The organism is Acidovorax sp. AC410 (assembly GCF_979253235.1).
This window is the reverse complement of the sequence record NZ_CEEDCG010000001.1, coordinates 6,879,388-6,898,035: the sequence shown is the minus strand read 5'-3', so window position 1 is coordinate 6,898,035 and position 18,648 is coordinate 6,879,388. Positions and strand designations below refer to the sequence as shown.

Below are 18,648 nucleotides of genomic sequence, written 5' to 3'. Positions count from 1 at the left end.
CATGGGGCTTTTTCTTTTCGGGGCCGGGCATGCCCGGTTGCGTGCAGGCGCCTCCTGCCGCTAGATTGGCGCCATGCCTGCCGCCCCTGTATCCGCCTCTCCCGCGTTGCGCCGGTGGACCACCGACGTGGTCGCGCCCGCGGCGCGCCTGGACTACTGGGTAGGTGCCATCTGCGAAGCCTTCCTGGAGATGGACTGCAGCTCGCGTGAGGCGAGCACTTTCGACGGGGTGCTGCAAAGCCTGCCGGTGGCCACCCTCTCGGTCAACCAGGTGCGGGCTTCCACCCAGGACGTGTACCGCACCCCGGCCGGCATCGCATGCAGCCGGCAACTGCCCTTCTACCTGATTGCTCAGGCCGAGGCCGCATGGCATGTGCGCCAGGACGGGCAGGTGGCCCACCTGCGCCCGGGCGATGTGGCGCTGGTGGATTCGGCCCGGCCCTACGGGCTGCATTTTCCCGAAGGCGTGGGCTGCGTCTCCTTGCAGCTGCCGCGGACCTGGGTAGGCCAGTGGCTGGCGCAGGCCGAGGCGCGCGGCCCCCGCGTGGCCTGGCGCGACCAGGGTTGGGGCCAAAGCCTGGGCGCCCTGGCTGTGCAGCTCGCGCGCGACCCGGCGTCCGCCCAGGCCCTGCCGCCCGCGCTGCTGTCGGACCACCTGGGTGCCTTGCTGTGTGCCGCGCTGGAGCCGTCTGCGCCTCAGCCGGCCTCTGCGGGGCAGGGCCTGCATGCCCATCTGTGCGCGCTGCTGCGCGGGCGGATCGACTAGGCCGGCGTGTCGGCCCAGGCGCTTGCGCAGGAGGCCGGTGTCTCGCTGCGCACCCTGCACCGTGCTTTTGCGGCGCAGGGAGGCACCTTTGCGGGAACGCTGCGCCAGATGCGCCTGGTGCGTGCGGGCGAACTGCTGCGCAGGCCCCAGCTGGCCCATGTAGCGGTGGCCGAGATCGGGCGGCGCTGCGGTTTTGCCGATGCATCGCACTTCGCGCGCGCCTTCCAGCGCGCCATGGGCATGCCGCCTGCGCAGTGGCGGCGCGGCGGCTGAGCTGCTGGCACGCATGGCACAGTGCCCTGGCACTCGCAGGCCATCCGGGGACCCGTCTTCTTCCTAAGGTATCGCCAGGGCAGGGCATGTCGCCCGGTCTGGCAAAAAATACCCGAAGGAGACAACGATGGCAGATACCTATGTCCTGGTCCATGGCGCCTGGCACACCGGCGCCGAGATGGAGGCCACGGCCGGCCACCTGCGCGCACGCGGCCATACCGTGCATTGCCCCACGCTGGCGGGCAACCGCCCAGGCGACGACCGCGCGGCAGTGGGGCTGGCCGATGCGGTGGATTCGCTTGCCGCCTTCATCGAAGGGCAGAACCTGGACGGGGTGCGCCTGGTGGGCCACAGCTATGGCGGCATGGTCATCAGCCACATGCCGGCGCGGCTGCCGGGGCGCATCCGCCGGCTGGTGTACTGGAACGCCTTCGTGCCGCAGGACGGCGAATGCCTCAACGACCTGGTGCCACCGCATTACCGCGCGCTGTTCGACCAGCTGGCGGCGGCCAACGGCAATGCGGTGATGCTGCCGTACCCCATCTGGCGCGAGGCCTTCATCAACGATGCCGATGAGGCCCTGGCGAAAAGCAGCTATGCGCTGCTCAACGCGCACCCCTACCGCACCTTCACCGAACCGGCCCGCCTGCCCGTGCCCCTGGCCGCGCTGGAGATCGGCAAGAGCTACCTCAATGCCCAGCAGGACGTGGCGCTGCCGCACAGCCTGCCCTGGCACCCGCGGCTGTCGGAGCGGCTGGGCCTGTTCCGCCTGGTGGAGTGCCAGGGCAGCCACGAGATCTGCTTTTCCGACCCGGCGCTGGCAGCCGCCAGCATCGAGCGTGCCGGGCGGGACTGAAAGGCGGACCTCTTCCTGCGGGTGTTTTGGGGTGCTTGGACCCGCGCCCAACACGCGGCATAATCATGTCCATGACACCGCCCGGCCTGCGCCCGGCGGTGTCGTTTTTTTGACAACCCGGAACAACGACGGACATGACCACCATTCCCATCACCAAGCGCGGCGCGGAGAAGCTGCGCGAAGAGTTGCACCGCTTGAAGACCGTGGACCGCCCCTGGGTGATCACGGCCATTTCCGACGCCCGCGCGCAGGGGGACCTGAGCGAAAACGCCGAGTACGAAGCCGCCAAGGACCGCCAGGGCTTCATCGAAGGCCGCATCCAGGAGGTGGAGGGCAAGCTGTCCGCCGCGCAGATCATCGACCCGACCGCCGTGGATGCGGGCGGCAAGGTGGTGTTCGGCGCGACGGTGGAGCTTGAAGACGAAGAGTCCGGCGACACGGTGACCTACCAGATCGTGGGTGAGGACGAGGCCGATCTCAAGCAGGGCCTGATCAACGTCTCCAGCCCCATCGCGCGCGCACTGATCGGCAAGGAAGAGGGCGATACCGCCGAAGTGCAGGCGCCCGGTGGCATCCGCCGCTACGAGGTCGTCGCCGTCAGCTACATCTGAGGCCTGGATTTTTGATTTCATGATCGCTGCGCGCCTTCCGGCCCTGGCTGCCGCCCTGTGGTGGGGCAGCCTGACTACCGTGGGCTTCCTGGTGGTGCCCTTGCTGTTCGCCCACCTGCCCTCGGCCGCGATCGCCGGGCAGATGGCGGCGAAGCTGTTTGCCGCGCAGACCTGGGTCACCGTGGGCTGCTGCATGCTGCTGCTGCTCATTTCCCGGCGCCGGCACGAGGTGGTCCAGGAGCCCTGGGCCAGGGCCGCCCTGGGCTTCGTGCTGGGGGGCTTGCTGCTCGCCCTGCTGGTGCAGTTTGGCGTGTCGCCGCGCATTGTGGCGCGGCAGGACCTGCGGCTATGGCACACCGTGGGCACTGGGATGTACGTGCTGCAGTGGGTGTGTGCGCTGGTGGTGCTGTGGCGCACCGTGCAGATTCCGGCAGCCCTCACCGAAGACGGGGCCGGGCCCGCGTCTGCGCAGCCCGGGCCCTGAGCCCGACTACTCGTGCCAGTGCTCTGCCACCCAGGTGGCGGGGCGGATGTAGCGAAAACGCCGGTTGCGCTGCCCGGCCAGTGCGTCGGGTGGGTTGCACTCGCCGTGGAAGATCACGATGCGCGCATCCTGTGGCACAAAGGGCGCCTTCCAGTAGTTGCTGGGCCAGGCGGGAATGCCGTGGTACTTGAAGCTCGGGCACCAGGCCGCAGGCCAGTAGGCCAGCTTGCCCTGGCGGTGCAGAAAATCCGACAGGTAGGCCTGCTCGTTGCGGAACTGCTCGCGGATCTGCGCGAAATGGCCGCGAAAGTAGGCGAGCACCTCCGGGTGGGCACCGAGTTCGAAGCGGTACACCGACGAATTGCCCGTAACGCGCCAGGGTCGCTTGTAATCGTGGATGATGAGGAATTCGCCCGGCTGGGTGAAGAAATCATCGAGCGGGCCGGTGACGACCACGTCCACGTCCAGAAAAAGGGCCGTGCCGCGCAGGCCATGGAGGTCGGCGCTGAAGGTGACGAGCTTGGTCCAGCCGCGCTCGGGAATGCCGGCAGGCAGGTCGAGCGGCGGGATGGGCAGGCACTGCACCTCGCTGCGGATGCCGGCGCTGTTGTCGGTCAGGCAGATGAAACGGAAGTCACCCGACAGGTGCCTGCGCACCATGGCATAGAGCCGGTTGACGTATTCGGGGCCGTATTTCGTGCCCCATTTCATGCAGAGGATGTGGCGCTGGCTCCCGGGGGCCGCAGCGCTGCCTGCAGGAGGCGTGGCGGCGACGACCATGCGGATCAGTCGGCCTGGCGTTTCTTGACGGACTTGAGCTTGGGCTTCTTGGCCCGCTTGATCTGGCCGCCGGGCGTCAGGCGCTGGTTGCCCAGCACGCGCAACTGCTTGACTTCGGGACGCTGGCCAGCGCGCTTGCTGTACTTGAGTACCTTCACGTCGCGCGGGCCGGGCATGCGGTCCTCGTCGATGGTGCGCTCCTTGGCAGGCTGGGGGCGCCACAGCACCAGGAGCTTGCCGATGTGCTGGATGGGCGCGGCGTTCAGGTCGGCCGTGAGCTGCTGGTACATCAGCTCGCGCGCGGCGCGGTCGTCGTTGAAAACGCGCACCTTGATCAGCCCGTGGGCGTTCAGGGCGGCGTCGATTTCCTTTTGCACGGCGGGGGTGAGGCCATCGCCGCCCACGAGCACCACGGGGTTGAGGTGGTGGGCATCGGCGCGGTATTCCCGGCGCTCGGCGGGAGTCAATTGAATTTGGGGCATGGGCCGTATTATCGAGGCTGAAAGAAAAACGCAATGAAAGTTAAAACCCAAAGCAAAAAGGTCAACAAGGCGTGGCTCAATGACCACGTCAACGACACCTACGTCAAGTTGGCCCAGAAAGAGGGTTTTCGGGCCCGCGCGGCCTACAAGCTCAAGGAGATCGATGAGCAACTGCACCTCATCAAGCCCGGCAATACCGTCGTGGACCTGGGCTCCACGCCCGGCGCCTGGAGCCAGTACGTGCGCCGGCGCCTGTCGCCGGGCGGCGCGGCCACGGGGCAGCTCAACGGCACCATCATCGCCCTGGACATCCTGCCCATGGAGCCCGTTGAGGGCGTGACCTTCCTCCACGGGGATTTTCGCGAAGAGGCGGTGCTGGCGCAACTGGAGGCGGCGCTGGACGGCCGGGTGGTGGATGTGGTGGTCTCGGACATGGCGCCCAACCTCTCGGGCATTGAATCGGCCGATGCCGCCCGCATTTCCCATCTGGTCGAGCTGGCGGTGGAATTTGCCACCACCCACCTCAAGCCCGATGGGGCGCTGGTGGTCAAGCTCTTTCACGGCAGCGGTTACAGCGATCTGGTCACGCTGTTCAAGCAGACCTTCAAGGTGGTTAAACCCGTGAAGCCCAAGGCATCGCGCGATAAATCGTCAGAAACCTTCCTGGTCGGCATGGGGCTCAAGAAATCGGCGTGATGCGTCGAAATCTCCAAAAGGGGCTGCCTGAGAGGCAAAACCCCTGCCGATATGTGAAAAACCCCCGCAAATCCCGAGTGGTGCCCATGGCCGCTAGGGGGAATAGCCATGGCGCCTTGGCTTGAAAGACCTAAAATGGGCCACATATAGGCCGTGACGGCTTTGTGACCGTCGCCCTTTCTCCCTTGCAACTGGAGCCCCGCTTGAACAATCAGTGGTTTTCAAAAATTGCCGTATGGCTGGTCATTGCCATGGTGCTGTTCACGGTATTCAAGCAGTTTGACACCCGTGGCGGCGCCAGCGCAGGACATATCGGGTACTCCGAATTCCTCGAAGAAGTTCGTAACAACCGTATCAAGAGTGCCACCATCCCCGAGGGGCTGAGCGGCGGCGAGATCGTGGCCGTCACCAACGACGACCGCAAGATCCGCACGAACGCATCGGTGCTGGACCGCGGTCTCGTGGGCGACCTGATCAGCCACAACGTCAAGTTCGACGTGAAGCCCCGCGAAGAAGGCTCCCTGCTCATGACCTTGCTGGTCAGCTGGGGCCCCATGCTGCTGCTCATCGGTGTGTGGGTGTACTTCATGCGCCAGATGCAGGGCGGCGGCAAGGGCGGCGCCTTCAGCTTCGGCAAGAGCAAGGCGCGCATGCTCGACGAGAACAACAACCAGGTCACGTTCGCGGACGTGGCCGGCTGCGACGAGGCCAAGGAAGAAGTCAAGGAAGTCGTGGACTTCCTGAAAGACCCGCAAAAATTCCAGAAGCTCGGCGGCCGCATTCCCCGGGGTCTGCTGCTGGTCGGCCCTCCCGGTACCGGCAAGACCCTCTTGGCCAAGTCCATCGCGGGTGAAGCCAAGGTGCCGTTCTTCAGCATCTCGGGCTCCGACTTCGTGGAAATGTTCGTCGGCGTGGGCGCGGCCCGTGTGCGCGACATGTTCGACAACGCCAAGAAGAACGCCCCCTGCATCATCTTCATCGATGAAATCGACGCCGTGGGCCGCCAGCGCGGTGCAGGCCTCGGCGGTGGCAACGACGAACGCGAGCAGACCCTGAACCAGATGCTGGTCGAGATGGACGGCTTCGAAACCAACCTGGGTGTGATCGTGGTGGCTGCCACCAACCGCCCCGACATCCTGGACGCGGCCCTGCTGCGCCCCGGCCGTTTCGACCGCCAGGTCTATGTGACGCTGCCCGACATCCGTGGCCGCGAGCAGATCCTGAACGTCCACATGCGCAAGATCCCGATCGGGCAGGACGTGGCCCCGAGCATCATCGCCCGTGGCACGCCCGGCATGAGCGGTGCCGACCTGGCCAACCTGTGCAACGAAGCGGCCCTGATGGCTGCGCGCCGCAACGCCCGCACCGTGGAAATGCAGGACTTCGAGAAGGCCAAGGACAAGATCCTCATGGGCCCCGAGCGCAAGAGCATGGTCATGCCCGAGGAAGAGCGCCGCAACACGGCCTACCACGAGTCCGGCCACGCCCTGATCGGTAAACTGCTGCCCAAGTGCGATCCGGTACACAAGGTCACCATCATCCCCCGTGGCCGTGCCCTGGGCGTGACGATGAGCCTGCCCGCACAGGACCGCTACAGCTACGACCGCGAGTACATGCTCAACCAGATCAGCATGCTGTTCGGTGGCCGCATCGCCGAAGAAGTGTTCATGAACCAGATGACCACCGGTGCCAGCAACGACTTCGAACGTGCCACGCACATCGCGCGCGACATGGTCACCCGCTACGGCATGACGACGGCCCTGGGCCCGATGGTCTACGCCGAGAACGAAGGCGAAGTGTTCCTGGGTCGCTCGGTCACCAAGACCACGAACATGAGCGAGCAGACCATGGAAAAGGTCGACAGCGAAGTGCGCCGCATCATCGACGAGCAGTACGACCTAGCGCGCCGCCTGATCGAAGAGAACAGCGACAAGATGCACGCCATGGCCAAGGCCCTGCTCGAATGGGAAACCATCGATACCGAGCAGCTCGACGACATCATGGCCGGCAAGCCGCCCCGCCCTCCCAAGGACTGGACGCCGCGCACGCCTTCGTCGGGTGGCGACACCCCGGGCGGCGGCACACCTGCCGTGGCCACCGAAGCTGCACCTGCAGCACCGTCGGCCGCCTGATCCAGGCAAGGCCAGCGACCCGCGGTTTGACCGCACCAACGGGGCCCAGTGCCCCGTTTTTTGTGGCTGGGCCCGGTAGGACATCCATTTCCTCTTCCTCGCATCCATTTCCCGAGCGGCCACTCTGCCTGAGCGCCCCTGGAGGCGCCCTTCAGTCCCACCGGCGGACCATCTCTCCCCCTTCCATGTTCTGGCAGACCTCCCGCTTCGCCCTTGACCTTGCCCAGCCACAGGTCATGGGCATCGTCAACGTCACCCCCGACTCCTTCTCGGACGGCGGGCAGCACGCCAGTACGGCGGCTGCGTTGCGCCATTGCGAGCAACTGGTGAAAGACGGCGCCCATATCCTGGATATCGGTGGTGAATCCACCCGTCCCGGCAGCCCGGCGGTGCCGCTGGACGAAGAACTGGCCCGCGTGCTGCCGGTGGTGCAGGGGGCGGTGTCGCTGGGCGTGCCGGTCTCGGTGGACACCTACAAGCCCGAGGTGATGCAGGCTGTGCTCGACCTGGGAGCCGACATCGTCAACGACGTCTGGGCATTGCGCCAGCCCGGTGCGGCGGCCGTGGTAGCCGCCCACCCGCAGTGCGGGGTTTGCCTGATGCACATGCACCGCGATCCGCAGACCATGCAGGTGGCGCCCATGGCTGGTGACGTGGTGCCCCAGGTGCTCACGTTTTTGCTGCAGGCCGCGCAGGCCCTGCAAACCCTGGGCGTAGCCCGTGAGCGCATGGCGTTGGATCCCGGCATTGGCTTCGGCAAGACGGTGGCGCAGAACTTCGCCTTGCTGGCGCGCCAGCAGGAGCTGGTGGCCACAGGCTACGCGGTGCTGGCCGGCTGGTCGCGCAAGTCGTCCCTGGGTGCGGTGACAGGGCTGGCCGTGGCCGGCGACCGCATGGTGCCCAGTGTGGCGGCGGCACTGCTGGCGGTGGTGAACGGTGCGCGCATCGTGCGCGTACACGATGTGGCCGACACCGTGGCGGCGCTGGCCGTTTGGCACGCGATGCAGACGATGGAGCGGCAGCAGCAACAGCCGTGATGGCAGTGCGCCCGATGGCGGGCGCGAGGCAAAACCAACAAGCGACAGAACCCGAGGAGATTCCACCCATGACACGCCAGTATTTCGGCACCGACGGCATCCGCGGTACCGTGGGCCAGGCCCCCATCACCCCCGACTTCGTGTTGCGCCTGGCCCATGCCGTGGGACGCGTGCTGCGCCGCACCGAAGAACGCCCCACCGTCCTGATCGGCAAGGACACGCGCATCTCGGGCTACATGCTCGAAAGCGCGCTGGAATCGGGCTTCAATTCCGCCGGGGTGGACGTGGTGCTGCTCGGCCCGCTGCCCACGCCGGGAGTGGCCTACCTCACGCGCGCGCAGCGTGCCAGCCTGGGCGTGGTGATCAGCGCCAGCCACAATGCGTTCCCCGACAACGGCATCAAGTTCTTCAGTGCCCAGGGCACCAAGCTGCCCGACGCCTGGGAGTTGGCGGTGGAGGCAGCCCTGGCCGAAGCCCCCGTCTGGGCCGACTCGGCCAGCCTGGGCAAGGCGCGCCGGCTCGACGACGCGGCGGGCCGCTACATCGAGTTCTGCAAGAGCACCTTCCCGCAGGACCTCACGCTCAAAGGCCTGAAGATCGTGGTGGATGGGGCCCATGGCGCGGCCTACCAGGTCGCACCCAAGGTGTTCCACGAACTGGGGGCGGAGGTGCTGTCCATCGGCTGCGCGCCCGACGGCCTGAACATCAACCACGAGGTGGGCGCCACGCATCCCGAGGCGCTGGTGCGCTCGGTGCGCGCCAACCGCGCCGACTACGGCATCGCGCTCGATGGCGATGCCGACCGGCTGCAGATGGTGGATGCCTCTGGCCGCCTGTACAACGGCGACGAACTGCTGTACCTGATGGCCGCCGATCGCCTCGGCCGTGGTGAAGAGGTGCCTGGCGTGGTCGGCACCCTCATGACCAACATGGCCGTAGAGGTGGCGCTGCAGCAGCGTGGCGTGCAGTTCGTGCGTGCCAAGGTGGGTGACCGCTATGTGCTCGAAGAGCTGGCGCGCCACGGCTGGACGCTGGGCGGCGAGGGCTCGGGCCACCTGCTGGCGCTGGACCGCCACACCACGGGCGACGGTCTGGTCAGCGCCTTGCAGGTGCTGCAGGCTTGTGTGCGCAGTGGCAGGAAGCTGCCCGAACTGCTCAGCGATGTCACCCTGTACCCCCAGGTGCTGCTCAACGTGCGCCTGGCGCCCGGGCAGGACTGGAAATCCAACCCGGTGCTGGCCCGCGAGACGGAGGCCGTGAAGCAGGAGCTGGGCACCACCGGCCGCGTGCTGATCCGTGCCAGCGGTACCGAGCCCTTGTTGCGCGTGATGGTCGAGGCGCGCGAAGCCCAACTGGCCAGCCGCAGCGCCCAGCGCCTGGCCGATGCCGCGCGTGCCGGTTGATTCCATGCCCGACGTAGCCATCGATGTGCGCCGCGTGGACTATGCCGAGCCCGGCGACGCCCAGGCACTGGTGCAATTGCTCGACGGCTATGCACGCGATGCCGCGGGCGGTGGCCAGCCGCTGCCCCGGCAGGTGCTGCAAGGCCTGCCCGCTGCACTGCAGCAGCGCCCACAGGCCTTCAGCGTGATCGCCTGGGCGCAGCAGGGCGCGGACACGGCGCCTGTGCCCGTCGGCCTCGTCAACTGCTTCGAGGGCTTTTCGACCTTTGCCTGCCAGCCCCTGGTCAACGTACACGACGTGGTGGTGGCCCCGGGCTGGCGTGGCCAGCGCATCGCGCAGCGCATGCTGGCGCTGGTGGAGACCATTGCGCGCGAGCGCGGGGCCTGCAAGCTCACGCTGGAGGTGCTCTCAGGCAACACCAGCGCCATGGCGCTGTACCTGCGCGAAGGTTTCGCGCCGTATGCACTCGACCCGGCGATGGGCCAGGCGCAGTTTCTGCAGAAAAATCTGGCTTGACCGCCACACCATCCACCGCCCCGGTCGGTGTAAGCAGCTGTTTACTTTTCGACGGGGGATTGCGAACCGTGTAGCCTGACGGCTCCCCCTCGTAAATCCCGATGCAGTCGCACAGCAGCTATCGTCCAGAATCTCGCACCCACAAGGTGGCGGCAGGCGGTGCACACACCAAGCATGCACTGCACCCGCATTTTCCAAGGAGCACGCCTTTCATGATCCATTCTCCCCTGCGCACGGCCGCCGCCCGCCTGCTCCTTGCCGCTGCCTGTGCCGCAGCCCCCTGGTCGGCCCATGCCGGCAAGACGCTGGATGGCATCAAGGCCCGGGGCCTGGTGGTCTGCGGTGTCAACACGGCGCTGGCCGGCTTCTCGGTGGCCGATGCCGGGGGCAAGTGGTCGGGCCTGGATGTGGACATCTGCCGCGCGGTGGCGGCGGCGGTGCTGGGCGATGGCGACAAAGTCAAGTACGTGCCACTCAACACCCAACAGCGCTTCACGGCCCTGCAGTCGGGCGAGATCGACGTGCTCTCGCGCAACACCACCTTTTCGCTCACGCGCGATGCCTCGATGGGACTGCACCAGACCGCCGTCACCTACTACGACGGCCAGGGCGTGATGGTGCTCAAGAAGAGCAACATCAAGGGCATGAGGCAGCTCAAGGGTCAGACCGTGTGCGTGCAGTCGGGCACGACCACCGAGAAAAACCTCCTCGACTATTCGAAGACCCACGACCTGGGCATCAAGCCTGCCGTGTTCGAGAAGGTCGAGGCAGCCACCGCGGCCTATTTCGCAGGCCGTTGCGTGGGCTACACCACCGATGCCTCGGGTCTGGCCTCGGTGCGCAACAAGGAGGCCAGGAACCCTGCCGAACATGTCGTGCTGCCCGAGCTGATCTCCAAGGAGCCGCTCGGTCCCATGGTGCGCCGTGGCGACGACGAATGGTTCGCCATCGTCAAATGGGTGGTCTACGGCCTCATCGAGGCCGAGGAATACGGGGTTACGCAGGCCACGGTGGACCGCCAGAAGGCCGGCAGCACCGACCCCGTGGTGCAGCGCCTGCTGGGGGTTTCGGAGGACACCGGCAAGCTCCTGGGGCTGGACCGCGACTGGCTGGCCCGCGCGGTCAAGGCCACGGGCAACTACGGCGAGATCTTCGAGCGCAATGTCGGTCCCAAGTCTGCCCTGGGCCTGCAACGCGGCCTGAACAACCAGTGGAACAAGGGCGGGCTGATGTACGCCTTCCCTATCCGCTGAGGTTTGCCGTTGGCGCGGTCAGCCCTCGAAGCCCGTGCCTGGCGTCAGGGGGGCATGGCGGTAGGTGGCCGGTGTGCGGCTGAGCTTCACCGGCGCACCGATGCCGCGGTAGCCGCCCGGCAGGTCCACCACCATCTCCCGGTGCGCCGTGTGCGGATGCGACAGCGCAGCATCGACGGACAGCACCGGCGCCGCGGGCACACCGGCGGCCATCAGGGTGTCCACCAGGGCAGCACCGTCGAAATCCTGCATTGCCTCCTCCAGCGCGGCCTTCAGGGCCACGCGGTTCACGGAGCGGTCGCCGGCCCTGGCGTAGCGGGCATCGCTTGCCAGTTGCGGCAGGCCGATGCAGCGGCACAGGCTGGCGAACTGCCGGTCGTTGCCCACGGCGACGAACAGCGCTTGCGTGCCGGTGGCCAGCGTGTCGTAGGGGTAGATGTTCGGGTGCGCGTTGCCCGTGCGCCGGGGCGAATTGCCGTCCTGAAACCAGTTGGCCGCGTGCGGGTGCAGCAGCGAGAGGCCGCTGTCGTACAGCGCTGCTTCGACGAACTGCCCGCGGCCGCTGCGCTGGCGCTCCTGTAGCGCCAGCAGCACACCGATCACGGCGTTCAGGCCGGTCACCATGTCCACCACCGGCAGGCCCACGCGCAGCGGGCCTCCTTCGGCTTCCCCGTTGATGCTCATGATGCCCGCCATGGCCTGCACCGCCGCGTCGTAGCCGGGCAGGGACCCGAGCGGGCCATCGGACCCGAAACCCGTGACGCGGCACCACACCAGGCGCGGGAAGCGCCGTGACAGCTCCGCGTAGCCCATGCCCCAGCGCTCCATCGTGCCGGTTTTGAAGTTCTCGATCAGCACATCGGCCTCGGCCACCAGCGCCAGCAGTGCGTCGCGGCCCTGCGTGCTGCCCAGGTCCAGGTGCATGGCGCGCTTGTTGCGATTGAGCCCGTGGTAATACGAGGCCACTCCGTTCTTGAAGGGCGGGCCCCAGGTGCGGGTGTCGTCGCCCTGTGGGGGTTCCACCTTGAGCACGTCGGCGCCATGGTCACCCAGAATCTGGCCGCAGTAGGGGCCGCCGAGGATGCGCGAGATGTCCAGCACGCGGATGCCGGCCAATGCGCCCTGGGGGCGGGAATCGGAGGTGTTCATGGCGGGCCTCAGTCGAGTTGCGCGCCGGACTGCTTGACGACGCCGGCCCACTTGCCCACCTGCGCTTCGATGAACCTGCCCAGTTGCTCGGGCTTGGGCGAAGGGGCGGGCTCCAGCCCCTGGGACGCCAGCAGCTGCTTGACCTTGGCGGTGTTCAGCACGTCGATGAAGGCCTTGTTGAGTTTTGCGATGCGCTCGGGCGGCGTGCCCGCCGGCGCCACGATGCCGAAGAACACGCTCACGTCATAGCCCGGCACCCCTTGCTCGGCGACGGTCGGCACCTCGGGCAATGCCTGCGAGCGGTCTGCCGTGGTGACGCCCAGGGCGCGCAGCTTGCCGCTCTTGACGTAGGGCAGTGCGGTCAGTACATCGGTGAAGCTCATGGTCACCTGCCCGCCGAGCAGGTCGGTCAAGGCCGGCCCCGTGCCCTTGTAGGGGATGTGCTGCAGGTCCACGCCGGCCGAGGCGTTGAACAGCACGCCTGCCAGGTGCGACGAGGCCCCGTTGCCCGAGGAGGCATAGCTCAGCTTGCCGGGCGAGGCCTTGGCGTAGGTGATCAGCTCCTTCACGGTCTTGGCGGGCACCGAGGGGTTCACCACCAGGATGTTCGGCAGATGGCCGACCTGGATCACCGGGGCAAAGCTCTTCACCGGGTCGTAGCCGATCTTGCGGTACAGGCTGGCGTTGATGGCCAGCGGGCCCGAGGTGCCAAACAGCAGGGTCTGGCCATCGGGCGCCGAGCGCGCCACGTACTCGGCACCGATGTTGCCACCGGCTCCTGCCCGGTTCTCCACCACCATGGGCTGGCCCAGCCGGTCCTTCATCTCGGCCGCCAGCGTGCGCGCCATGGCATCGGTGGGCCCACCGGGCGGGAAGGGGATCACCAGCGTGACGGGGCGGTCCGGAAAGGTGTCGGCATGCGCGAGCGGCACCAGTGGCAGCGCGGCGGCCGTGGCGAGCACGAGGGGGGTGAGAAGTCGCATCGGTTTGTCTCCGTGTTGTGGTGTGGGGGAAAAGGGGCTCAGGCCGGCACGGCGTTCGTGGTGCCGCCGGCCCATTCCAGCGGTATGCGTGCCGGGGCCAGCGGGTCGCGTGGCAGCACGCGGTGCAGCAGCACCAGCTGCGCCCATTCGATGCGCTGCGCAGAGCCGCCGCGTGCTCCCTCCCAGGCCATCGCGATGGCGCTGGTGACGTGGTAGAGCGCCGACGCGGCCTGGCGTGCGAGTGGGTCGCCGCCCTCTGCAGCGGCCAGCAGGGCCAGCGATGCGGCGCGCGCGAGCGCACTGCGCAGTGCGGCGGCAAAGCCCGGCGCGATGGCGGTGTCGTCCAGCAGCGCCTCGCAATGGGCCTGCAGCACGGGCAGCGAGCCTTCGCGCTTCACCGCGCGGACCACGTCCAGGGCCACGATGTTGCTGGTGCCCTCCCATATCGAGCCCAGGTGCGCGTCACGCACCAGGCGGGGGTCGCTCCACTCCTCGATGTAGCCGCAGCCGCCGCGCACTTCCATGGCGTCGCCGGTCACCTTGCGTGCGTCGCGGCAGGCGCGGAACTTGATGAGCGGCGTCAGGATGCGCAGCAGCGGGTAGGCCGCCGCCTCGCCCGCGTCGGAGCGCGCCAGTGCCTGGGCGGTCTGGAACACCATGCTGCGCGCCTGCTCTGCGGGCAGCACCAATTTCTGTAGCTGGCGCTGCATCAGCGGCATGTCCTGCAGGCGCTTGCCAAAGGCCCGGCGTTCGCGGGCGATGTGCTCGGCCTCGGCGACGGCGCGGCGCATCAGTCCCGCTGCGCGCACGCCGTTGGACAGGCGCGAGTTGTTTACCATGTCGGCCATCTGCACGAAGCCGCGGCCCTGCTCGCCCACCAGGTAGGCCACGGCCCCTTCGAGCCGGATCTCGCCGCTGGCCATGGAGCGCGTGCCCAGCTTGTCCTTGAGCCGCAGGATGCGGTAGTGGTTGGGCGCCCCGCCATCGAGCAGCCGGGGCAGCAGGAACAGCGAGACGCCCTTCAACCCCGGGGTGCCTCCATCGCAGCGCGCCAGCACCATCGCAAAGTCGGCATCGGGGTTGGAGCAGAACCACTTGTCGCCGGTGAGGCGCCATTGGCCCTGGTCGTCGAGCCAGGCGCGGGTCTGCGTGGCTGCGATGTCCGAACCGGCCGCCTGCTCGGTCATGAACATGGCGCCCTGGGCCACGCTGTCGAAGTCCAGGTTCTGCAGGCGCGGCATGAAGCGCGCGACCAGTTCGGGGCTGCCGAACTTCTTCAGGGTGCGCGCCAGCGAATCGGTCATCGACACCGGGCAGCACAGGCCGAACTCGGCCTGCACGAAGAGGTAGGTCAGCACGTACTTGACCAGGGGCGGCATGCTGCCCTTCCAGCCCAGCGTTTCCTGGCGGTGCGACATCGCGGCCAGGCCGAACTCGCTGAACGCCAGCCGCTCCATCTCCACATAGGCCGGGTGCTTGTGTACCCTCTGCGCGTCGATGCCCGTGCGGGTGCGCAGCGAGAGGGTGGGTGGGTTCCTGTCGGCGGTGCCGGCCAGCTCGTCCAGCACACCGCCCGCCAGCGCCCCCAGCCGTTCGAAGTGCGGGCGCAGGTGCGCCAGCAGGTCGGGCGGCAGGTAGAGCGACAGCAGCCGGTGCAGCTCGGTGTCGTTGTCGTAGAGGCTCGCGCCATGGCGGTCGGGCACGGGATGGCTGCAGGCCTCGTCGGATGGCGAAGAGTCGGTGGGCATGGCGTGTTGTCTCCTTTGCCGCGATTCTTGGCCGGTGAATAATTCTTGTCTAATATTGATTAGGTCTTGTTCATTCCGATTTGAATATCGTTGAAGGGTTCGCCATGGAACTGCGCCACCTGCGGTACTTCGTTGTCCTGGCCGAGGAACTGCACTTCGGCCGGGCCGCCCGGCGCCTTGCCATCTCCCAGCCGCCGCTGAGCGTGGCCATCCGCCAACTGGAGGAGTCGGTGGGCGCGCAGCTGCTCGAGCGCAGCAGCAAGGCGGTGCGCCTCACGTCGGCAGGCCAGGCGCTGCAGGCCTCGGCGCTGAGCCTTTTGCAGGCGGCCCAGGAGGCTGCCACCGAGGCGCGCCAGGTGGCACAGGGGTCTGCGGGCCGGCTGCGCATCGGCTTTGTTGGCTCTATGCTCTACCGCGGCCTGCCGCAGGCGCTGGTGCGCTTCCAGGCCGCCCACCCTGCCGTGCGGGTCACGCTGACCGAGCTCAATTCGGCCGAGCAGATGGCCGAGTTACTGCATGACCGGCTGGACATCGGCTTTGCCCACACGCACCGCGTGCCCGCTGAACTCGACTGCCGGTTGCTGGTGTCCGAGCCCTTCGTGGCATGCCTGCCTGCGGGCCATCCCCTGGCGAGGAAGCGCAGGCTGGCAGTGGCCAGCCTGCAGGGCCAATCCTTCGTGCTGTTCTCCCGCAATGCCTCACCCGACTACCACGCGCGCATCCTGTCGATCTGCGCCGACGCAGGCTTCTACCCCGAAGTGCGGCTGGAGGTGCGGCACTGGCTGGCCGTGGTCTCGCTGGTCTCGCAGGGCATGGGGGTGGCGCTGGTGCCCGATGCCATGCGGCATTGCGCGTTGCCGGGCGCCGTGTTCCGTCCGCTCGAAGATTCGGGCAAGCAGTCGGAAGCCTACGGGGTCTGGCATGCGGCATCGCGCAACGTGCTGGTGGTGCAATTGCTCGATGAGTTGGAGCGTTTCGTGGGCACGCGCCAGGCGCCCTGATGCAGTTTGCGTCCTACGGATTTGCATTCAATCGTATAGCTAGGCGGGAAGCCGCAGACAGTGCTATAGCACGGCAAGGCGAACCAACGACGTTAGACGGTTGAAGGCAAATCCGTATCAGGGGCCGATGGCGGCGGACAGATCCGCCACATGCACCACCAACTCCCGCACACGGCGCATCGCCGGGTACTGGTGGAGCACGGACTCCCACTGGGGGGACTCTCGCAGCCGATGCCAGACCGGTTCCAGATCCCGCACATCCGCAGGCTGGCCCCGGGCCTCTGCACTGGCAAAGGCCAGGCTCTCGGGTGCGGACAGCAGTTGCATGCGGCTGGCGGCGCTCAGCAGGTGCGGCGCGCCCTCGGCCAGTGCATCACAGCAGTACAGCACAGTGCCGAGCAGCTCGGCATCGCCCGTGCCCAGGGCGCTCAGCGCCGCGCCGCGCAGCAGCACCGGGCCTTGGTGCGTGCTGAAGGTGTATGCAGCCTCCGGGTCCGCCTGGGCGAGCAGGCCCAGGCCGCGCAGCAGGCGCGGAAAATCCGTGGTGGCCGCGTCGATGGAGGCCTTGGCTTCGACCAGCAGGCACACATCCCAGGCGGGCTCTGGCGCACCGGCGGGCGCCGCCGCCTGCCGCAGCAGCACCGCATCCCATTCGCTCTTGGCGCGCTCTGCGCTGCCCGGTAGCGTGGACGGTACCCGCATCGACGTCACCACGCGCCATGCGCCTGCCGTTCCCTCGATCGCACCCTCAGCCGCATTGAGCCGCTGCGCCAGCGTTTCGAGCGCCTGTGCGGCCAACGCCTCCACCGCTGCGCCACGCTGCTGCGCGACCTGGCCCTTCGCGACGGCGGCGGGGCTGCCCGAGCGGGGGCCATGCTGGTCACGCAGGGCCTGGTATTGCTGCACCAGCGGGTCGGCGGCGAGCACCGTGGCGCGCCGCATGCGGGCGAGCGCCGCACCGTCCAGCAGCCGTGCCAGGTCGCGTTGCAATCGCGCCTCGCCAGCCAGCTGCGGCATGGCGAGCAAGCGCCGTGCGGTGGCTGCAAGCGCATCCCACTGCGCCGAGGCGTGGTCTGCATGCAGCTGCGCCAGCGCCTCGCGCTGGAGGCCTGCGGTGCACTGAGGGAGTTTGGCGGGATGCGCAACGGTGTTGACGATGCTGCGCAGCTCGCGCTCGTCCTTCTCGGCATGGGCCTGCAGGGCCATGGCCTCGCGCACCGGGGGCGCGTGGTGCGCGAGCACCATGGCCTGGTAGGCAGCATCGCCACTGTCCGCGCGCAGGGCATCCCCGATCAGGCGCGCCAGCGAGCCAGTGAACAGGCGCTGGGTGGCCGCATCGGGCGGCTGTGCATGCTGCGCAGCGCTGCGTGCCTGGTCGATGGCCATGGCCAGCGCGGTGGCGGAGCTGGTCTCCAGCCGTTGCGCGCAGGCTGCCGGCGCTGCGGGCAGGCGGTAGCGGCGCATGACCGTGCGCAGCACCTGTTCGAGCAAGGCAGGGTGGGGCAGCGGGGGCACGAATCAGGCGCCGCCGTTACCGCCCACCGGCGTGTCCGGGCCGGCACCCCGGTGGGTCTTGGTCCAGTCGTAGGGTGTGCCGTCGGGCAGCAGCCGGGCCTCTACCGTGTTCACGCCAGGCCGGCCCACGCTCTCGGCCAGCTCCGTCGAGAGGCTCACATGGCGTTTGCCGGCCTTGCGCCGGGCCTCGCAGAACTGCAGGGCGGGCGCCAACTCGTGGGCGCCAAACGCCTGCATGGCGGCCACTCCGGGCGCTTCTTGCCAATAAACGACGATGCTCATGCGGATCCGGGCTTTCTTCTGGGTTGCGTGCGGTGTATCCCGCCGATCGTGCCAGAAAGCTGAACCGGCTACCGGGGCGCTTGTCCGACCGCGCCCGAATGCCGTGCGCCCGGCCATGCCACCGTCACTTGGCCAGCGCCAGCGTGCCCTTCATCAGGCTCGAATGCCCGGGGAAGGAGCAGAACCAGGCGTAGGCCTCGCCCGCCTTGAGTTTGGCCACGTCAAAGGCCACCACATCGGCCTCGCCGCCGCCGATGACCTTGGTGTGCGCGATCACGCGGGTATCACCCGCCTTGACATAGGCCTTGTCGACACCGGCCGCGATGCCGTCGGCGGCCGTGCCCTGGGCGTCGGCTGCCTTGGTCAGCACCCAGTTGTGGCCCATGGCCGTCTTGGGCAGCTTGCCCACGTGCTTGAGCTTCACGGTGAACTGCTTGCAACTGGCGGGAACGGCGATGCTCTGCTTGTTGAACTGCATGGCATCGTTGCCTTCGATCTCCACATCGCAGGTGGCGGCCAACGCCGGGCCGGCAAGCAGGGCGGTCAGCAGCACGGCGGCGGCATTCTTCTTCATCATCATCCTGGTCGTCATCTTGCATTGCTCCATCGGTAAAAAAGCGGTGTCGTGGCCCCCGCGGTAGCGGGGGGTCTGGCGATGAGTGGACCATCGGTGGCCGCCG

At 67.8% G+C, this 18,648-nt stretch carries 20 protein-coding genes; 12 read left to right on the top strand and 8 right to left on the bottom strand.

Features of this window, described 5'->3' with window-relative positions:
* Positions 1-73 precede the first annotated feature (73 nt).
* The 5 genes from AC0IZS_RS32050 (at position 74) to AC0IZS_RS32030 (ending at position 2,990) form a co-directional block, all read left to right on the top strand.
* Positions 74-766 carry an AraC-like ligand-binding domain-containing protein gene (locus AC0IZS_RS32050; protein WP_471639350.1) on the top strand — a complete coding sequence of 231 codons (693 nt, stop codon included), beginning with the start codon at positions 74-76 and terminating at the stop codon, positions 764-766.
* 6 nt (positions 767-772) lie between these two features.
* Positions 773-1,039 carry a helix-turn-helix transcriptional regulator gene (locus AC0IZS_RS32045; RefSeq protein ID WP_471639349.1) on the top strand — a complete coding sequence of 89 codons (267 nt, stop codon included), beginning with the start codon at positions 773-775 and terminating at the stop codon, positions 1,037-1,039.
* A gap of 127 nt (positions 1,040-1,166) precedes the next feature.
* The gene (locus AC0IZS_RS32040; protein WP_471639348.1) at positions 1,167-1,895 is read left to right on the top strand and encodes an alpha/beta fold hydrolase; all 729 of its coding nucleotides are present in this window, start codon (positions 1,167-1,169) and stop codon (positions 1,893-1,895) included.
* 134 nt (positions 1,896-2,029) lie between these two features.
* Complete coding sequence (gene greA / locus AC0IZS_RS32035) at positions 2,030-2,506, top strand: transcription elongation factor GreA (RefSeq protein ID WP_322595762.1); 477 nt, start codon at positions 2,030-2,032, stop codon at positions 2,504-2,506.
* A 19-nt stretch (positions 2,507-2,525) separates the two neighbouring features.
* Positions 2,526-2,990 (top strand): DUF4149 domain-containing protein, encoded by a 465-nt coding sequence (locus tag AC0IZS_RS32030; protein ID WP_471639347.1) that lies wholly within the window; start codon positions 2,526-2,528, stop codon positions 2,988-2,990.
* A gap of 6 nt (positions 2,991-2,996) precedes the next feature.
* Here AC0IZS_RS32030 and AC0IZS_RS32025 read toward each other — a convergent pair whose 3' ends face one another.
* Both AC0IZS_RS32025 and AC0IZS_RS32020 read right to left on the bottom strand, forming a co-directional pair.
* Positions 2,997-3,770, bottom strand: coding sequence for a glycosyltransferase (locus AC0IZS_RS32025; protein WP_471639346.1), 774 nt, complete (start codon positions 3,768-3,770; stop codon positions 2,997-2,999).
* Positions 3,771-3,775: 5 nt separating this feature from the next.
* Complete coding sequence (locus tag AC0IZS_RS32020; protein ID WP_322595765.1) at positions 3,776-4,252, bottom strand: YhbY family RNA-binding protein; 477 nt, start codon at positions 4,250-4,252, stop codon at positions 3,776-3,778.
* A 33-nt stretch (positions 4,253-4,285) separates the two neighbouring features.
* On the opposite strand from AC0IZS_RS32020, the gene AC0IZS_RS32015 reads away from it, so the two are divergent.
* The 6 genes from AC0IZS_RS32015 to AC0IZS_RS31990 all read left to right on the top strand — a co-directional run bounded on the left by AC0IZS_RS32015 (position 4,286) and on the right by AC0IZS_RS31990 (position 11,290).
* Positions 4,286-4,948, top strand: a complete 663-nt coding sequence (locus AC0IZS_RS32015) for an RlmE family RNA methyltransferase (protein WP_471639345.1) — start codon at positions 4,286-4,288, stop codon at positions 4,946-4,948.
* Between the two features lie 203 nt (positions 4,949-5,151).
* Positions 5,152-7,080 carry an ATP-dependent zinc metalloprotease FtsH gene (gene ftsH, locus AC0IZS_RS32010; protein ID WP_471639344.1) on the top strand — a complete coding sequence of 643 codons (1,929 nt, stop codon included), beginning with the start codon at positions 5,152-5,154 and terminating at the stop codon, positions 7,078-7,080.
* Between the two features lie 185 nt (positions 7,081-7,265).
* Positions 7,266-8,117: a dihydropteroate synthase gene (gene folP / locus AC0IZS_RS32005; RefSeq protein WP_471639343.1), complete on the top strand. Its 852-nt coding sequence runs from the start codon at positions 7,266-7,268 to the stop codon at positions 8,115-8,117.
* Between the two features lie 68 nt (positions 8,118-8,185).
* Positions 8,186-9,520: a phosphoglucosamine mutase gene (gene glmM, locus AC0IZS_RS32000; protein ID WP_471639342.1), complete on the top strand. Its 1,335-nt coding sequence runs from the start codon at positions 8,186-8,188 to the stop codon at positions 9,518-9,520.
* Between the two features lie 4 nt (positions 9,521-9,524).
* The gene (locus AC0IZS_RS31995; protein ID WP_471639341.1) at positions 9,525-10,037 is read left to right on the top strand and encodes a GNAT family N-acetyltransferase; all 513 of its coding nucleotides are present in this window, start codon (positions 9,525-9,527) and stop codon (positions 10,035-10,037) included.
* Positions 10,038-10,249: 212 nt separating this feature from the next.
* Positions 10,250-11,290, top strand: coding sequence for an amino acid ABC transporter substrate-binding protein (locus AC0IZS_RS31990; protein WP_471639340.1), 1,041 nt, complete (start codon positions 10,250-10,252; stop codon positions 11,288-11,290).
* 18 nt (positions 11,291-11,308) lie between these two features.
* On the opposite strand, the gene AC0IZS_RS31985 is transcribed toward AC0IZS_RS31990, so the two are convergent.
* The 3 genes from AC0IZS_RS31985 to AC0IZS_RS31975 are packed head-to-tail and all read right to left on the bottom strand — an operon-like array spanning position 11,309 to position 15,170.
* On the bottom strand, positions 11,309-12,439 hold the full coding sequence (locus tag AC0IZS_RS31985) for a CaiB/BaiF CoA transferase family protein (protein ID WP_471639339.1): 1,131 nt from the start codon (positions 12,437-12,439) through the stop codon (positions 11,309-11,311).
* 8 nt (positions 12,440-12,447) lie between these two features.
* Entirely contained in the window at positions 12,448-13,422 is a 975-nt protein-coding gene (locus AC0IZS_RS31980; protein WP_471639338.1) for a Bug family tripartite tricarboxylate transporter substrate binding protein, read from the bottom strand.
* Positions 13,423-13,460: 38 nt separating this feature from the next.
* Positions 13,461-15,170: an acyl-CoA dehydrogenase family protein gene (locus AC0IZS_RS31975; RefSeq protein ID WP_471639337.1), complete on the bottom strand. Its 1,710-nt coding sequence runs from the start codon at positions 15,168-15,170 to the stop codon at positions 13,461-13,463.
* A 104-nt stretch (positions 15,171-15,274) separates the two neighbouring features.
* On the opposite strand from AC0IZS_RS31975, the gene AC0IZS_RS31970 reads away from it, so the two are divergent.
* Complete coding sequence (locus AC0IZS_RS31970; RefSeq protein ID WP_471639336.1) at positions 15,275-16,171, top strand: LysR family transcriptional regulator; 897 nt, start codon at positions 15,275-15,277, stop codon at positions 16,169-16,171.
* A 117-nt stretch (positions 16,172-16,288) separates the two neighbouring features.
* On the opposite strand, the gene AC0IZS_RS31965 is transcribed toward AC0IZS_RS31970, so the two are convergent.
* From AC0IZS_RS31965 to azu, 3 genes are all read right to left on the bottom strand, one after another.
* The gene (locus AC0IZS_RS31965; RefSeq protein WP_471639335.1) at positions 16,289-17,686 is read right to left on the bottom strand and encodes a 3-deoxy-D-arabino-heptulosonate 7-phosphate synthase; all 1,398 of its coding nucleotides are present in this window, start codon (positions 17,684-17,686) and stop codon (positions 16,289-16,291) included.
* A 3-nt stretch (positions 17,687-17,689) separates the two neighbouring features.
* Entirely contained in the window at positions 17,690-17,968 is a 279-nt protein-coding gene (locus AC0IZS_RS31960; RefSeq protein WP_179679308.1) for a hypothetical protein, read from the bottom strand.
* 124 nt (positions 17,969-18,092) lie between these two features.
* Positions 18,093-18,560: an azurin gene (gene azu / locus AC0IZS_RS31955; protein WP_471639334.1), complete on the bottom strand. Its 468-nt coding sequence runs from the start codon at positions 18,558-18,560 to the stop codon at positions 18,093-18,095.
* Between the last annotated feature and the right edge of the window lie 88 nt (positions 18,561-18,648).

Coding starts and splice junctions, on each gene's coding strand:
- glmM (WP_471639342.1), top strand. CDS start 8,186: ATGACACGCCAGTATTTCGGCACCGACGGCATCCGCGGTACCGTGGGC.
- AC0IZS_RS32050 (WP_471639350.1), top strand. CDS start 74: ATGCCTGCCGCCCCTGTATCCGCCTCTCCCGCGTTGCGCCGGTGGACC.
- AC0IZS_RS31980 (WP_471639338.1), bottom strand. CDS start 13,422: ATGCGACTTCTCACCCCCCTCGTGCTCGCCACGGCCGCCGCGCTGCCA.
- AC0IZS_RS31975 (WP_471639337.1), bottom strand. CDS start 15,170: ATGCCCACCGACTCTTCGCCATCCGACGAGGCCTGCAGCCATCCCGTG.
- AC0IZS_RS32030 (WP_471639347.1), top strand. CDS start 2,526: ATGATCGCTGCGCGCCTTCCGGCCCTGGCTGCCGCCCTGTGGTGGGGC.
- AC0IZS_RS31960 (WP_179679308.1), bottom strand. CDS start 17,968: ATGAGCATCGTCGTTTATTGGCAAGAAGCGCCCGGAGTGGCCGCCATG.
- AC0IZS_RS32020 (WP_322595765.1), bottom strand. CDS start 4,252: ATGCCCCAAATTCAATTGACTCCCGCCGAGCGCCGGGAATACCGCGCC.
- greA (WP_322595762.1), top strand. CDS start 2,030: ATGACCACCATTCCCATCACCAAGCGCGGCGCGGAGAAGCTGCGCGAA.
- AC0IZS_RS31990 (WP_471639340.1), top strand. CDS start 10,250: ATGATCCATTCTCCCCTGCGCACGGCCGCCGCCCGCCTGCTCCTTGCC.
- AC0IZS_RS31985 (WP_471639339.1), bottom strand. CDS start 12,439: ATGAACACCTCCGATTCCCGCCCCCAGGGCGCATTGGCCGGCATCCGC.
- folP (WP_471639343.1), top strand. CDS start 7,266: ATGTTCTGGCAGACCTCCCGCTTCGCCCTTGACCTTGCCCAGCCACAG.
- AC0IZS_RS32025 (WP_471639346.1), bottom strand. CDS start 3,770: ATGGTCGTCGCCGCCACGCCTCCTGCAGGCAGCGCTGCGGCCCCCGGG.
- AC0IZS_RS31970 (WP_471639336.1), top strand. CDS start 15,275: ATGGAACTGCGCCACCTGCGGTACTTCGTTGTCCTGGCCGAGGAACTG.
- azu (WP_471639334.1), bottom strand. CDS start 18,560: ATGACGACCAGGATGATGATGAAGAAGAATGCCGCCGCCGTGCTGCTG.
- AC0IZS_RS31995 (WP_471639341.1), top strand. CDS start 9,525: ATGCCCGACGTAGCCATCGATGTGCGCCGCGTGGACTATGCCGAGCCC.
- AC0IZS_RS32015 (WP_471639345.1), top strand. CDS start 4,286: ATGAAAGTTAAAACCCAAAGCAAAAAGGTCAACAAGGCGTGGCTCAAT.
- AC0IZS_RS32040 (WP_471639348.1), top strand. CDS start 1,167: ATGGCAGATACCTATGTCCTGGTCCATGGCGCCTGGCACACCGGCGCC.